At 45.0% G+C, this 15,086-nt stretch carries 14 protein-coding genes; 8 read left to right on the top strand and 6 right to left on the bottom strand.

All coding sequences use genetic code 11. The features are described 5' to 3' along the window. The first annotated feature begins 531 nt into the window (after positions 1 to 531). The 3 genes from IC229_RS22580 to IC229_RS22590 all read left to right on the top strand — a co-directional run bounded on the left by IC229_RS22580 (position 532) and on the right by IC229_RS22590 (position 5,178). Positions 532 to 2,136 carry a M12 family metallo-peptidase gene (locus IC229_RS22580; RefSeq protein ID WP_190889296.1) on the top strand — a complete coding sequence of 535 codons (1,605 nt, stop codon included), beginning with the start codon at positions 532 to 534 and terminating at the stop codon, positions 2,134 to 2,136. Between the two features lie 2 nt (positions 2,137 to 2,138). After that, a complete protein-coding gene (locus IC229_RS22585; protein ID WP_223834141.1) occupies positions 2,139 to 4,217 on the top strand; it encodes a beta strand repeat-containing protein in 2,079 nt (692 codons plus the stop codon). Positions 4,218 to 4,881: 664 nt separating this feature from the next. Further along, a complete protein-coding gene (locus IC229_RS22590) occupies positions 4,882 to 5,178 on the top strand; it encodes a hypothetical protein (RefSeq protein ID WP_190889297.1) in 297 nt (98 codons plus the stop codon). A 32-nt stretch (positions 5,179 to 5,210) separates the two neighbouring features. Here the strand turns inward: IC229_RS22590 and IC229_RS22595 are convergent, their stop codons facing one another. The 3 genes from IC229_RS22595 to IC229_RS22605 form a co-directional block, all read right to left on the bottom strand. Then, complete coding sequence (locus tag IC229_RS22595) at positions 5,211 to 5,351, bottom strand: hypothetical protein (RefSeq protein ID WP_190889298.1); 141 nt, start codon at positions 5,349 to 5,351, stop codon at positions 5,211 to 5,213. Beyond that, complete coding sequence (locus IC229_RS22600) at positions 5,348 to 5,512, bottom strand: hypothetical protein (protein ID WP_190889299.1); 165 nt, start codon at positions 5,510 to 5,512, stop codon at positions 5,348 to 5,350. The genes IC229_RS22595 and IC229_RS22600 overlap by 4 nt, the downstream gene beginning before the upstream one ends. A 215-nt stretch (positions 5,513 to 5,727) precedes the next feature. Continuing rightward, positions 5,728 to 6,894 (bottom strand): glycoside hydrolase family 43 protein, encoded by a 1,167-nt coding sequence (locus IC229_RS22605; RefSeq protein WP_223834142.1) that lies wholly within the window; start codon positions 6,892 to 6,894, stop codon positions 5,728 to 5,730. A gap of 640 nt (positions 6,895 to 7,534) precedes the next feature. Between IC229_RS22605 and IC229_RS22610 the strand changes: the two genes are divergently transcribed. The 5 genes from IC229_RS22610 to IC229_RS22630 all read left to right on the top strand — a co-directional run bounded on the left by IC229_RS22610 (position 7,535) and on the right by IC229_RS22630 (position 11,810). Further along, positions 7,535 to 7,984, top strand: coding sequence for a hypothetical protein (locus tag IC229_RS22610; protein ID WP_190889300.1), 450 nt, complete (start codon positions 7,535 to 7,537; stop codon positions 7,982 to 7,984). Between the two features lie 19 nt (positions 7,985 to 8,003). Continuing rightward, complete coding sequence (locus IC229_RS22615; RefSeq protein WP_223834143.1) at positions 8,004 to 8,531, top strand: ester cyclase; 528 nt, start codon at positions 8,004 to 8,006, stop codon at positions 8,529 to 8,531. Between the two features lie 188 nt (positions 8,532 to 8,719). Next, on the top strand, positions 8,720 to 9,367 hold the full coding sequence (locus IC229_RS22620; RefSeq protein WP_190889301.1) for a hypothetical protein: 648 nt from the start codon (positions 8,720 to 8,722) through the stop codon (positions 9,365 to 9,367). A 107-nt stretch (positions 9,368 to 9,474) separates the two neighbouring features. Continuing rightward, complete coding sequence (locus tag IC229_RS22625) at positions 9,475 to 11,124, top strand: serine hydrolase domain-containing protein (RefSeq protein ID WP_190889302.1); 1,650 nt, start codon at positions 9,475 to 9,477, stop codon at positions 11,122 to 11,124. A gap of 128 nt (positions 11,125 to 11,252) precedes the next feature. Then, positions 11,253 to 11,810 carry a hypothetical protein gene (locus IC229_RS22630; RefSeq protein WP_190889303.1) on the top strand — a complete coding sequence of 186 codons (558 nt, stop codon included), beginning with the start codon at positions 11,253 to 11,255 and terminating at the stop codon, positions 11,808 to 11,810. Positions 11,811 to 12,530: 720 nt separating this feature from the next. On the opposite strand, the gene IC229_RS22635 is transcribed toward IC229_RS22630, so the two are convergent. The 3 genes from IC229_RS22635 to miaE form a co-directional block, all read right to left on the bottom strand. After that, positions 12,531 to 13,439: a transposase gene (locus IC229_RS22635; RefSeq protein ID WP_190889304.1), complete on the bottom strand. Its 909-nt coding sequence runs from the start codon at positions 13,437 to 13,439 to the stop codon at positions 12,531 to 12,533. A gap of 296 nt (positions 13,440 to 13,735) precedes the next feature. Next, positions 13,736 to 14,299, bottom strand: coding sequence for an outer membrane beta-barrel protein (locus IC229_RS22640; protein WP_190889305.1), 564 nt, complete (start codon positions 14,297 to 14,299; stop codon positions 13,736 to 13,738). 150 nt (positions 14,300 to 14,449) lie between these two features. Then, positions 14,450 to 15,046 (bottom strand): tRNA-(ms[2]io[6]A)-hydroxylase, encoded by a 597-nt coding sequence (gene miaE, locus IC229_RS22645; protein ID WP_190889306.1) that lies wholly within the window; start codon positions 15,044 to 15,046, stop codon positions 14,450 to 14,452. Positions 15,047 to 15,086 lie beyond the last annotated feature (40 nt).

Raw genomic sequence — 15,086 nt, forward strand, 5'->3', positions numbered from 1 at the left:
GAGTGTAATTTTGAGCATGGCAGAGGAGATGAAAGGTCCTCTAAAATACACTAAAATATTTGCTTAACCCCTTAAGAGGTCTGATCGTTCTTGAGTAATTCACGAAGATACAAGCATCTGGACTTGCGAAAAATACCGGATTTCAGGTATAGCATAGGCAGGCGGTGCGGAGCCAATTTTGTGCTGATCAAAGGGCGGATACCGAAAAGCCTGAAATCGAAAAGGCTACTCATCTTGTCTAAACCAGATGGACGTATCAGAAGGACAAAAACGTTCGCTTGTATCCTGTGTATAAAAGTGTAAACAGGTTCAATAAATACATTCATATAAGCCTATTGTTTATGTACTTGCTGATGCGCTAATGAACCAACTGACGCCGTAAAAATCTACCGTTAACTCATTTGGCTGACTAATTCACGAAATATCGCTATATGATCCTTGTTGAAACTATTTAGTACATATATTTTTGCAGGATTAACTCTTCTCAATCAGCTAGTTATACTTTATTTCTAACCAATTTAAGAACCCCGTATGAGACTACTGTTTATGTACTTACTCCTACTGCCCTTTGTGGGATGGGCACAAGAAAATCCATTGGTAAAAGCTGTTAGTGCTGCTAAAGCATCGGGTAAAGCCGATACCTACACCAATCTGTTTACAGCCAATGAGTCGGCAAAGGCCCTTACCAATGCCCTTGATGCCACTCAGCGCATACAAAATCTGACGCTCAATATGTCGGTGCTGAAAAGCATCAGCAGCCAGAAACACCAGTTACTCCAAATTGCATTGCCAACCGCTCAGGGAGCCCTCGAATTGGTATTAGTACCTGCCACCATTTTCGCCCCTGGCTTTAAAGTGGTAACGGCGGTACCTGATCCTAATTTTACCTTGGATATTACCAGGATTCAGTACTACAACGGGTTCATTAAAAATAATCCCAACTCATTAGCGATCATTGCCATTACAGAGAATGCGATAAGCGGTACCATTGCCGACCAGACTGGAAATCGGGTACTAGCTAAACGTAATAATAAATCAGCCTCAGCTTCGGAATATGCTTTCTATAATGAGAACGCCGTAATTACTCAAAAACCAACTTTTACTTGTGGAACAACCGACGGTGATTCCCCGAGCACTCCACTTAAAGAGAACCCGACTAAGGATATCCCAACACATACAACTAATTCGACAAGCTGCGTAAAGTATGTGGGGGTGTACGCTGAGGCTGACCATGCCATGTATCAAGACTTTAACAGCAACACTAATGAACTAGCGGAACATCTTGGCTTTCTTTTTGCGCAGGTTGTCACCCTCTACAGAAGGGATGGAATCTATGTTCTACTAGCTCAATTGCACATCTGGAATACGACTGACCCTTACAACAACCCTGCGAATACAGATGAAGCGTTAGACCGGTTCAGAAACAGGTGGCGGGGTATGGGTAACAATTATCCCGGAAATGTAGCCCATCTGTTATCAAGTCAGAACCTAGGGGGCGGCCTTGCGACTACCACCGGTATTATGTCAAAAAGTACAGCGTATGGCGTATCGGCAAATTTAAATGATTACTATGGTCTTGCTGTAGAATTGCCTTCCTATTCCTGGGAGGTCGAAGTGGTCACTCACGAGCTGGGGCATAATTTAGGTTCCCGCCACACCCATTGGTGCGGCTGGCCAGGGGGCCCAATAGATAACTGCAACCCTTCAGAAAATAATGGTCCTTGCTGCAATGGTCCTTGCGCAGAGGATGGCTCGAATCGAATTAACTGTTGTACTCCCGGTCCTGCCCCAACGAATGGAGGAACGATTATGAGTTACTGCCACCAGAATTCTTACATAAACTTTATAAATGGATTTGGGGATCTTCCCAAAAATGCTATTCAAACGATGCTGGCAGGTTTGAGTGCCAGCCTTCCTATAACGACCTCCGACGGTAATACTGAATCGATTGCCTCTGGCAACTGGTCAAGCTCCTCTACCTGGGCTTGTGGTTTAATGCCAAGTGTCCTGGGAAATGTAACCGTCGGTGGTGGACACGCCGTGCAATTGAACACAAATGAAAGCACAAAAGCGGTCAACATCAATGGGAATCTGAATCTGTCCACAACCAGTACAAACCTTAATATTAACAACTAACCATGAAACCAACTCTACTTACTTTTGGAACGCTATTTTTTGTGGTAGCCACTACGTTTTCATCAAGAGCCCAATCACTGAGTTTTGGTGGTGCCCGCCTTATGCATACAACCGGTGCCCAAAACTTGATTATTGGATATGAGGCTGGCAACTCTATCAATGGTGCCAGTGCAACTTATAATACGTTAGTAGGATTTGCAGCGGGTGCTTCAATTACTAACGGTAGTAATAATGCTTTTTTTGGGGCCCATGCGGGCACATTAAATACAGCTTCCAGCAATACCTTTCTGGGTAGTTTTGTGGGTCAATTTACCACCACGGGTGCTGAAAATACATTCGTTGGCTTTGGGTCTGGTAATAAAAATGTAGTGGGACAGCAAAATGTGTTCCTAGGAGCCAACTCAGGTCTAAGCAACACGAACGGAAATGAAAATGCCTTTGTCGGCTATAACACAGGTTACAGTAATAAGGAAGGCTTTCGAAATTCGTTTTTGGGTGGTAAAGCTGGTTTAGGTAATACGAAAGGGGCCAACAACACCTTCGTGGGCTATTTATCAGGAGCTAGTAATGCAGAAGGTAATTATAATGCTTTTTATGGAGTGAATGCGGGCTACTCTAATACAGCCTCCTTTAACACGTTTCTGGGCAGTTTAGCCGGGGAGAGTAACACCAGTGGAGGGGAAAATACGTTCGTTGGCTTTGGGGCTGGTTATAAAAATACAACGGGGCTCAATAATGTTTTCGTGGGAAAGCATGCAGGGGTAGAGAATATAACCGGGCATAGCAATGCCTTTGTAGGATCTAATTCAGGCCGGGCTAATACACAGGGCCAGGATAATGCGTTTTTGGGCTCTAATGCAGGCCTAAGCAATACGACAGGTAATGGCAACACTTTCTTAGGATCTATTTCGGGATATACTAACACGCAAGGAAATAACAATACATTTCTGGGTGGAAAGAGTGGTGGGTTTAATACCACAGGCAGCAACAACGTATTCCTGGGCTCTGAAGCTGGCTATAAAAACACGACTGCCAACGCCAACGTATTCATCGGCTATCAGACCGGCTACAGTAACACCAGTGGCATCGCCAACCTATACATGGGCCAACTCGCTGGCTACAGCAGCAACGGCAGCTATAATATGTTCATTGGCAACTCTTCAGGCCAGAACACGACCTCGGGTGGGGGCAACACTTTCATTGGCAATGGCTCGGGCTATGGCAACGTCACGGGCCAGAACAATACCTATATCGGCAATGGGGCTGGCTTCACCGGCAATGGGGCGGGTCAGAGCAACACCTTCATTGGCCAAAATGCGGGAGTGTCCTCGGGTGCCGTGGTGAATAACTCGACCGCCATCGGGGTGGGTGCTCAGGTGTCGGCCGACAATTCGATTGTTCTGGGTGTTCCCAGTCCACTCTGGAAAGTGGGCATCGGCAACACCGCCCCCAACAATAAGCTGGAGATTACTCACGGCACATCTGGCCAGTCGGGTCTGCGGTTCACTAACCTGAAGAGCTCGAACGCTGCTTCGTTGACTAACCAAACCAAAGTTCTGTCCGTCAATGAGAATGGAGATGTCATTCTGGTCAGTACCAATGGTTCGGCTCGTGAAGGGGCGACGGAAGCGTTCTGGCAACGTAAGGGCTCGTTTTTGCAAAGCACCCAGAACGACGCGGTCATCATTGGAGGGAACGTAGCACGCACCCCTTCGGGTTATAAGCTGTTTGTGGAGGAAGGTATTCTGACTGAGAAGGTGAAGGTGGCCCTGAAGAACACCTCGGAATGGAGTGATTATGTGTTTGACGATACGTATCAGTTGAGGGGCTTGGCGGAGGTGGAGCGTTACATCAAAGCCAACAAGCATTTGCCGGGAATTCCCTCAGCCCAGGAAATGGTGGAGAGGGGCAATGACCTCCACCAGACGGACGCCAAACTGTTGGCAAAGATTGAAGAACTGACCTTGTATAGCATCGATCAGCATAAAACCATCAAGACGCAACAACAACAACTTCAGCAACAACAGACGCAAATTGACGAACTCAAAGTCCTCCTGAAGCAAGTACTGGAGAAGAAATAACTATCATTTTCTTTCAAAAATCAACAAGACTCATCCCGAAGTATGGGGAAGTGTCCCGCGAGGCCGGAATTACGAGCTATCAGTTTATCAGACCGGGTGTCATTAGTCAGCCGGTGAACATCACTGTGGTGAATGTAGGGGGACGTATTGGTGAGTGACGACGTCTAGTCCTAATGGCTGTACGGCATTCCAATCCATCAGTGTCCAGTCGAGCACTAGTGGGACACTAGTTACGGTGAAGTCCGGGGACTGGAATGATGCTAGCGTGTGGTCCTATGAGCGAGTGCCGCTACTAACCGATTTAGTGACCTTGAATCATACGATGAGTTTGCCAGTTACCTTTTAGGTACAAGCCTTGCGGGTGACTTATTCAACAACCGGTCGTCTGGCGTTTGGCACTAATAGCCGGTTGAGGCTAGGGGATAATTAGTTACATGGGACACGACGAATTCCTGTCCCGCGATTACCGCTTCTCGGGTAGTGTGGGACTGTATGACACGATTATCTACCTCTGAAGATGGGAAGCAATGAGCTGCTGATTGCCATTACGGATGAGTTCGGGAGGTGGGGTTTGAAAGCGCGGTTGACGGGTTGCCAGAGTATTCGACTGCTGGCCAATCCGTAATGCCTGAACAATTCAAGGCGTTCTGTTCGTGGGGGTTTAATGACCGCCATCCTCCAGCGTGATCCGGCCCAAATTCGGTCGCTGATCCTGGATTCACCGCTGCCCATGTTTGTGCCCATTGATGAAGACGAGCCCGCCAATTTTGCCGAAGCACTTCATATCTTTCTCGAACGAGTGGAACAGGACCCCACCGGCAACCCCCGTTACACCAATCTGCGCCAACGGTTTGAGCGTTACTTTACCGACCTTGACGGCAAAACGTTTAGCTCCCCGTACGGCGCGTATCGTTACCACCTACAATTGGGATCCCAAACAGCAACTCTTTACAGCCGATAAGAATCTCAAAAGCTCCACAACCCTATACGCTTTCAACGGCTTACTCTCGACCATCGATGACCATGTTTATGGGTTTTGATGTAATTTTCTACTTCCCGTAAGCCTTTTAGCTGATACGTACCGGCAAAGACGTAATCGCTCCACTCCGACGTGTTTTTGAGGGCAACCTTCACTTTTCGGTTAAAATACCATCTTCGACAAACAACTTGTAGCCTGATGGTGTCTGTGCTACGTTGGTACCAATGATTACTGCATCGTTCTGAGTGCTTTGTAAGAACGAGCCGTTAGTTACGTTGCCAGAACGATTCGCTGCCGCCTTCGTGAGCAGAACCATTCATATGGTCAGCACTACGTCGCCCTGCTCGTCTGGTCCTGATTAGGCTGGCGTTTTTTGATGTCCCAACGAGCAAATAGATTAGTGCAGCTATAGAACTGTAATCAGGTGCATATATTGATATCTAGGAGAGTGTTCATTGCGAAGGAGACTTTCAAATGATTACTCTTTTTACCAACGTATCAACTGAATGAACAGATTTCTGAAGCAGGAAGTCAGTCAATATTTCTGGCTGTTTTTACTCCTGAAGGTAGCTTTTGGGGTTTAGTGGTAGGCCCTTGAATCGTTATCTGTCCGTTTTTAACCGCCATTCTATCGATACAAACAACCCGTTCCTCCCCTGTCTTTGCGGTTCTGGCATGGTAGACACAGAACATTTCTTTACCATCCGGCGAATACGTAATACTGTTATGGCCCGTACCTGTTACGTCTCCTCCCTGGTCTGTATTCTTTTGCAAAACCGGGTTATTAGCCGCTTTTGCAAAAGGCCCTAGTGGCGAATCAGCGGTGGCATACCCTACTGCATAATAGCGACCACCAAAGTGATTAGCGGAATACATCATATAGTAGGTATTATCCTTTTTAAACGTCACCGATCCTTCTGTCCAACGCCGATTGACTTCACGGGCTGTTACCGATCGACTTTCCCACTCCGCTTGTTTATCACTTAGACTCGTGGGAGGACGTAAGAGTAAAACTGGCTCGCCAATGACGCCGGAGAAGTCAGGTTTGAGTTCGATACCGTATACCCAACTTTCTTCAATCTCCTTGAACCACCCTTTTTGTCTGGCTAAGTCAGCCACTTCACTTTCAACCGGGTGTTTATAACAGCAGCGCGAATAATACAAATAAACCTTGCCGTTAGCATCGAAAAACACATTGGCATCAATGATAGGATAACCAGGATCGAAAATTGGTTTATTGACCAGATCAATAAACGGTCCGGTAGGCCGATCAGCTACAGCCACACCTACCCGAAAATTTTCTACTTCCCGGGTAGGATTCTCTTTCCATTGGGCACTATAAAACAGGTAATACTTACCATTTCGCTCATATACCTCTGGCGCCCAATAAGCGCCACCCCAGCTTGCTTTTGGATCACTCCATCCATTCCTATTATTGTGAAAATACACCTGTCCTTCCGGCTTCCAATTCACCAGGTCATTGGACGAATAAGCCGCAAAGCCTTTGTCTGCCCCACCCCCTGTGCCGTATAAGTAATACTTGCCTTGCGTATATAAAACGTAAGGGTCGCCAAATTGAAGTGGTAATGGATTGGTATAGGTTTCTTTGGCGAGAGGCTCTTTTTGCTTGGTTTGTGCCAGAGAAAATTGACAAAGCAGCATCACCAAACAGAAAAGTAAGGAAGTTAATTTATGCATTGCTAGCCATCGATAAGGTTGAAACTACTACTTGTTCGTCGAGCAAAATTAAATGGCTTTAGCACTACTTCGGCTAATTAATGGTAAATGGATCATCATTTAGTCCATAGTAAGGCTGTACCAAAACGCAAACAGGCTCCGCTTTTGATCCATATTCTGTACACAAGCACAAGTAACAGGCATATAACTATCTAAAAATTAGTCAATTATTTGCCAAAAAATACCCTTACGAAAACTCGAACAAATTGGTGGAAGGATTGTAGCGAGACTACGAGTTGAAAGCCGTAATAGAGTCTGAACGCTGCATGTAACGTAGCAGGCAACCTGTAATCGCCTGATTTATCCAATCAAAGGTTGCTGGACACGGCTATATTCATCATCAAATTTTGTCGATTGGAACGTAGTAATTTCCACTTCAGCTTCACCTGTCTTTTTACGCCAGCCAGTCCATACTACGTTTGCCAAGACGAACGTAACAACAGCACTATTATAAATGCATCAACTTACCTTTCCTGTTATTCAGGCGTTTGTGGCCGGGCAGCCGTATCGCATTCCGTAACGATCACGCTAGAGGGATAAACCGCAAAAGCAGAATGTAAGGGCAATTCTTACTCAATACGTATTAAACACCATATTATTTATGAAACACTACGAATCAACGTATTTACCCCATCAGAAATTAATAGTAACACACTTGAGTGGGGACTTGGACGACACCGACATCAAGAACTGGCAACTGGCGCTGACGCAGGTTTTTGAGCAACTCCCCGATAACGCCCAGTTCAAAATCCTGGTCAATCTGCATGGATTCAAGGCTACTGATTTTAATGTTCATAAGCAGTTCAGGGTCATTATACCCCGTTTATTGGCTAATTACGGTTGGTATATCGGTTATCTACGACTGTTTCCAGAGACTGAACTCACCATTCGATCCGATCGGAATATTCATTGTGTGGCAGCGGCCCACGTTCATCATGATGAAACCAAGATAACCAAGTACGCTACGTACTATCGCATGCATAACGAGGGATTTTTTACAGACCCACAAGCGGCCAGAAACTGGCTTGACAGCATCGCGATTTCCGACTAAAAAGCTCATTCATTATTCTATGTCACAACGTACGTTTCTTTTATTGGGACTTCTCATGTTGAGTTTACCTACTGCTTCGGCGCAGGAAGTCGCCGTCGACTCGCGCCAGAAATCAGCTAAAGACGTGGTGCTGGGGTTTCTAAAAACGATTCGCTCGGGACTACATCCCGAACAGGCTGGAGACTATATGGCCGACGTAGTGTTGGCCCACCAGCTAACGGCTGAGAACCCAACCACGGTGCATCGCTCTCCAGCCAACTATGCTGAACATGTGAACGATTTTCTGACACTTTTTGGCAGGTATGACCTTGAAATTACTGAATTACTGGCCGATGGAAATAAAGTGTTTGTTCGATGGATTCAAAAAGGCAGACACCTGGCGGAAATTGACGGCTATGCGCCCACCGGATTACCAATTACTGAATTCACTTCGGTGGTGTATCGAGTGGAGAAGGGCAAAATTGTCGAATACTGGTTGCAAACGGATCGCCTGGGTTTTGAGCAGCAGCTCAGGCGCAATAAGCTTGTAATGGAAAATAAGAAGTGAATTCTTTCCAGGCTGAACCGATACGTTAAGCATAACTATTCGGTTTACAACCCATCAATACGTTTGCCCGCAATTCGGGCTTACCAACATCTCATTTTTTATGTAAAGCATCCGGTCTCAACCAAGGCTTTTTACATAGACGTAACACATTTGAAGCAACTCATCATTTAAGACAGATTACTTTTATCATGAACACATTCACTAAATCTGTGCGCCAGTTTACGGACAGTCTGATAACAACTTTGTTTTTTCTTTCCCTGCCGTTCACGTTGCTAACCGCCTGTGAACGATCACCTTTAGCAGATCCGAAGGAATCTCAAAATGATTCCACCAATAAACCTGGCAGCGTCAATGCCTGGAGCTATATATACACAGCCCAGGTGCTGCCACTCGCTTCGTCTGATAGTAGTAAAGTATATGATCCGGCGACTAAACAGTATACTTATATAGGTTCTAAATCGTTTCTGCCGACGAACTATCACCGGGTAGTTAACGGGGGTGCTGTTCTGGTTTATTTACGGGATAACACATTTTCGCAGAATGGCTGGACTCTGAGCGCTTTCCAGGATACGTACATCAATATCGGTAACAGCGGAACCTGGAAAGCAAACTACACGAGTTCGATCCTTCCAACGGGTGTGCTCGTCAAAGGGCAATATCTGACAAACATCGGTAACCCCAGCTATATAAGTGCGTATAAGATCGATGTGAAAATCATTCTAATTGACGCGACTGCACAGGTGACCAATGCAATTAAATCGGGCGCAATTAATGTAAACGACAGTCAGGAAGTAGAGCACTATTTAGCGAAAACAGTTACAGACGTAGCACTCTAGATTTAAAGCACCAATAGCCTGATACGTAACGTTTGTCTTGTTCCTGATTTTAATAGCATCAGTCATAACAATCAGCTTAGAAAAAGCTAAAAAAACTTGTCCTACGTATGTCCAAATACACCCATGGCCGCCAGAATAAACGTATACGACTTGCCGTTTTAGCCATCACCATCTGGTTTAACATATCGTTCGGGCAAGCCCAGCCAGGGTCTCTCCCACAACGTATTGACAGCCTGTTTATGGACTGTCAAAAGCCCAACGTACCGAGTGTAGCTATTGCAGTTGTTCAACGTGGGCGATTGCTCTATAGCCATCACTTTGGAATGGCTAACCTCCAAACCGGGCAGCCTATTGATTCACTTACACAGTTTTGGGTTGCTTCGGTAACCAAGCAGTTTACGGCAGCTGGTATTTACTTACTGGTCACTCAGCGTAAACTGAACGTTCACCAATCGATACGTCGTTATTTGCCGGAACTGCCTGCTCTTTTCCAGCCCGTTACAATCGATCAGCTACTTCATCATACCAGCGGCATTCGGGATGGTTTCGTGTTAACGGCCTTGGCTAAAAAAAGCGAAGCAGATTACACCAATCAAAATGTGCTCGCTTACCTATGCCAGCAACAACAGTTCAATTTTGAACCAGGCACTGAATATGAGTATAATAACAGTGGCTACGTATTACTGGCTTTAGTTATCGAACGAGTGACCAGTCAGACTTTCCCTGCATTCATACAGAAGCATCTATTCGTGCCTTTGGGTATGAATCATACGCTGATAGCCGGTCAGTATCAACCAAACAAAACGCTGGCGAAGGGCTATCGGCAAGAAGGCGGTACGTATACTGAAACGCACTTTCTGGGTAATACGTACGGCTCAACCGGCATTATTACTACGTTACCCGATTTAGCTCGGTGGGAAATAGTTATTCAGCACCCTGAGCGGTTTGGGCCTTTTAAGGAAGTAATTGCTCAGATGTTAACACCAGGAAAACGTAAGGATGGGCGCTTGATTGCCTATGGGGGAGGTTTGGAAAAATTTAGCTATCAGGGTAGAACGGTTTACGAGCATTTTGGCGCTGATCCAGGCTTTAAGGCGAACCTTATTTATATTCCTCAAGCCGGACTATCAATTATTGGATTAACCAATAACGCTGATAATCATACCTTGTCAGAGAAGCTCTATGCCCTAGCCGATTTATGGCTACAAACGCCGAAACGAAGTGTAAAACCCTTTAAGCCAGAGCCGTCACTTGGCTCAAGCTTATATTATAGCGGAGAAGGGCAACCTATGTTTCGTCAGGTAACCCAGTTCAGTACGTACATAACCATCAAAGACACGCCGACCGGATATGCAGCGATCTATTACCCTACGACTTCTGGTACGTATGAATCCAGCGATCCTTTACCCACCCGATATCAATTGTCAGGTGACCGCACGCTGACACTAATTGATCCTTATTACCACCAGGGAAAATCGCTTACCGCGTTAAAAAAAGTAAGCACAATCGATGATCTACAGGCATTAACGGGAACCTATTTATCCACTGAATTACAAACATCTTATGAAATACAACTAAAAGATAACCAGTTGTGGCTGGTGTTTGCTCCGGGTGTTCAATTTCCTTTGGTTCGGCTAACGGCTACCGATTTTATAGTTGAGTACGTAGGTGGTAACTATTTGTCGTTCAATAAAAATGGATTTGCCTTTTCCCGCGACGGCTGTCGACGGCTTACGTTCGTCAAACAAACAAAATAAGAGGGTCAACCTATGCGTATAGGAATGATAGGGCAATTATTGGCGGTTATTCTGTTGCGGGATTAATCAGGGTGATCAAAAAAGGTGGTAGTTTCCAGCCCAGTATAACCAAAATCTTGTGCCAGGCTATGAAACAAGTCTCCCAGTTCATATTCATCATATGGATCACCCTGCTCTTCGTGAGTCAGAGCTGTACGCCCATTGATAATGGGCCAAACACCAAAGTCGATATTAATGGGGGCTATAAAAATCTGAAATTAGATGCTCCTTTTGACTCGATCAATAAACTGGTTGACCTCAAGCCAACATTCGATAATCCCTGTACGGGAACAAAAAAGTTTGAGATCACAGCCGAACCATATACAGCCATTAGTACCATTAACTTCAATAAGGTAGAGCTTGAATTCGTCCGGGACAGTTTATGCAGGGTAATTCTGTTTAGTCCATACACTTATCAGATAAGCAGGCAGCTCCATGAGCTATTTCGAGGGGAATTTGGGGAACCTTCTGAAGAAAGGAAAACGCAATCTGGCAGTAAGTATACAACCTACAAGTGGACTGGTGTCAATGGCTATGTTCACATCAGGCAGCAGGATCATAGTGATTTTGAGGTAGAATACGGCTCCTTTAGGGGTAAAAGCCGTTCCCTGGAGGAGGAGAAAAAATGCGACCAGCGCAAATTATAAAATCAGCTAGCTATAGCAGTTGACGGTACGTAGTCTGTTCTATCCGTGGCGGATAAAATCACGTCTCCCTTTGTAAGTGTAATTATTACACTTGTCTCGGATACAAAGCCAAGCTCTTCCACTTGAATTCCTCCAAAGGCTACTGAGAGGATTATGCTTTCGGCTCCTGGTGGGTAAAATTATAACTTCACTCAATATCCCTCTAACTATCCGTCCACCAATTCAATTAAGGGTAGTGGACAGGAAAATCGCCTGTCAGTGATATTCTGGCTGGCAAATCGACAGTACTGATCTTATACCTTGCCCTCTATCTCCAAGTAATACTTTACTACCATTCTGTTGTTTTAGCCCAGCCAGTAATCGCGCATTAGTAGTAATTGGCAATAGCTTATCATCGTTCAAAGTTCTTCTGTTTCATAGTGGATTAAATTGGCGATTCAAATGGTTTTCGGTCACCGGGTAAGTGTGCTTTGAATCCGTGGTAGTGACCACATACTTCTTCTGAACGACACTACTCTACCCTGCTAAAATAGTTGATTGATTTTGAGAGAGTTGGCGTTTTAGCCATTTAAATAGGCATTCCAGCAGAGGCCAACTTGAAGTGGAATGACTAGGCGAACTTCGCAAAATACTTCGGAGTTGATTTAAACCATAGCGAGCGAAACTATTCGCCTTGTAGCCATGCTTTTTGATTTTTATCGATTGTACTTTTTGGTGATACTACACCCCAAAACTCGCACAAAAAGCATACGCCAGACTCACCAGAGCAACCAGTTTACTCAGCTTAGATAAGTTGCGAAGATGCGTTGATTCCAAATCGAAACCCCGCAATTTGAGGTTTTGAAAAAACGCTTCAATACGCCAGCGTTTCCGGTAAAGTTGGTCTAAAAAAGCCACCCTTACACTGCCAAACAAATACAGATACTCCTGTTGGTCAAGCCGCTTTATCCAAACCCTGCCCCAACAGCCATCCACTAGGCAGTCGGTGAAACTACAATGCTGACCAACCGCTAAGCCCAGTTCGGTGATGGCAAACGTTTCGTCGGCAGTAGTAGTCAGTAAGTGATGTTTAGGGAACCGCATAACAAAATTCAAGTTACTGTCCTTTAGGTATTTGATCCATTTGTGGCCCACAAATTCTCGATCTCCAACTACTAACCCAATCCGTTTTTTATCAACTACTGCAAAGCATTTTTCCAGCACGGCAATCCGATCCTGGCTAATCGAATTCCCACTTTTATTATCAAGCAGTTCCCAATAGAGTGGCAATTGCAAGTCGCCATAACCCATCAACACCATCAGAATGTTAACCTGATAGTTGCCGAAATCCCACTCTGTGCGATCAATCGTCAAAGGGAGTTTTACCATTTTGGGCAGCAAAGCCAGCCTCAGATGAGCCACTGCCTGAAAGTTGATAGCTACTTCTCGAAAGAAGTCCTCAATTCGATTCTGATTCGAGGTGATTTTTACTTGGTCATTAAGTACTGTTGCCAATTCATTAAACTGTACTTTTCGAGTTTGTAGGAGTGCAAGGACAAACAAGCTAATGAACGTTTTTCGGGCTAAGTTGTCAACGATTGGGGCCGAATAGAGAATTGACGTAATTTCGCCTTTGAGGCTTTGCTTCATGGGGATTGGTTGTATTTGCAGTGTAGAGAACTACAAATATCCAATCCTCTTTTTATTGTTGACCTATTTTAGTAGGGTAGAGTACCTAAATTTATTCAATGTTATGTTATTTTATTTTACTTTAACCCTAATAATACACTGATATTCAGCAATGTTTGATATTCTAATTTATCCTATAAATATATAGGTTCGAATCCCTCTCTCTCTGCAAATACGTTGTTAAAATTCATTAAAAAGCCCGATACAAAATTGTACCAGCTTTTTTATGCTTGTTTTTCAAGTCAATTGGTCAATACTTACTTCAGTCGGTAATGAACACCGACGCTCGTTTGCCAGCGATTGTATTCAGGTGTTAGGTAGGATGCAGGCAACCAGCTTCTATCGGCAACGGCTTCGAAAGAAAGGCGTTTTCCTGCATGATATTGAATGCCCAATCCCGCATTAGTTTGCCAGTTTTTGTTACGTGTACCATTTAACGATCTTAAGTCGGAGGGATCGAATCGATCATACGTAGTCTGGCCGTAGGTAGCACCAGCCTGACCAAATACGGTAAACCGGTTGGTTTTGATAAAATAATAGCGGGTAGACGCCCCTGCTCCCACGTAGGTTATACTATATGTCGATTTAGCCTTGAGATATTTACCTACGACAGCCACCGACAATCTATCGGACAGAAAATACTGAATCTGGGGTGCAATGAACGTAGTTGTAGGATACCTACCCCGGTACCCTTGACCTACATTGAACCCCAGGGTTATGTTTCCCTTTTTTAACGGGTCTTGATATTTACTATCTGGGAGTTTTTGTGCTTCTCCAGCGAATGGTATGATCAGGCAAAGAAGTACTAGACAAGGTTTCATAGTTACTACAGCTTATTTTCCTGATAGATACCTAATCAAGAGCCGTAGTTGGCATGCATGAACGTTTTTAATTCTTTTTAACAAAACGGCAGCATAGTACTGGCGACTATAGCCAATGCATGAACGTAGTGAATATTACCAAAGGATCAATCAATGCATCCTATCCCCTCGCACTTCCAGGTTTGCCATGATATCGGCTTCTACGGCTAGAAATTCTTTCCAGCGTGCCCGTACGCGTTCGGCAGGGAGGTAAGTTTCGGCGAGTTCGATGAAGTTACGGTAGTGACCAGCTTCCGAAATCATCAGTTCGCGGTAGAATTTCTGCAAACCCTCGTCGGCGATGTTCTCGGAGAGAAGTTTGAAACGTTCGCAGCTTCTGGCTTCGATGAGGGCATTAATGAGCAGATTATCCATCAATTGCTCATTCTGGTCGCCGACAGGCCGACGTAACCGGGAACGTAGCTGATTAACGTACTCATCTTTACGTTGCCGACCGAGGGGAATGTTACGTCTGCGAAGTTCTTTTAATACGCGCTGAAAATGGCCCCACTCTTCGGCCACTACAGGGGTCAGGGTTTCGACCAGCGCTTCTTTGTCGGAATACTGCACAATCAGCGAAATACACGACGAAGCGGCTTTCTGTTCGCAGTACGCATGGTCGATTAAAATGTCGCCAATGTTCATTTCGGCGATGTTCACCCAACGAGGGTCGGTCGGTAGTTCGAGTCCTAACGTAGTGAGAGTCATTTGTTCAGTCGATAGTCAGCGGTCAAGAAGAGCGTAAAGA

The organism is Spirosoma profusum (assembly GCF_014699005.1).
Classification (GTDB): Bacteria; Bacteroidota; Bacteroidia; order Cytophagales; family Spirosomataceae; genus Spirosoma; species Spirosoma profusum.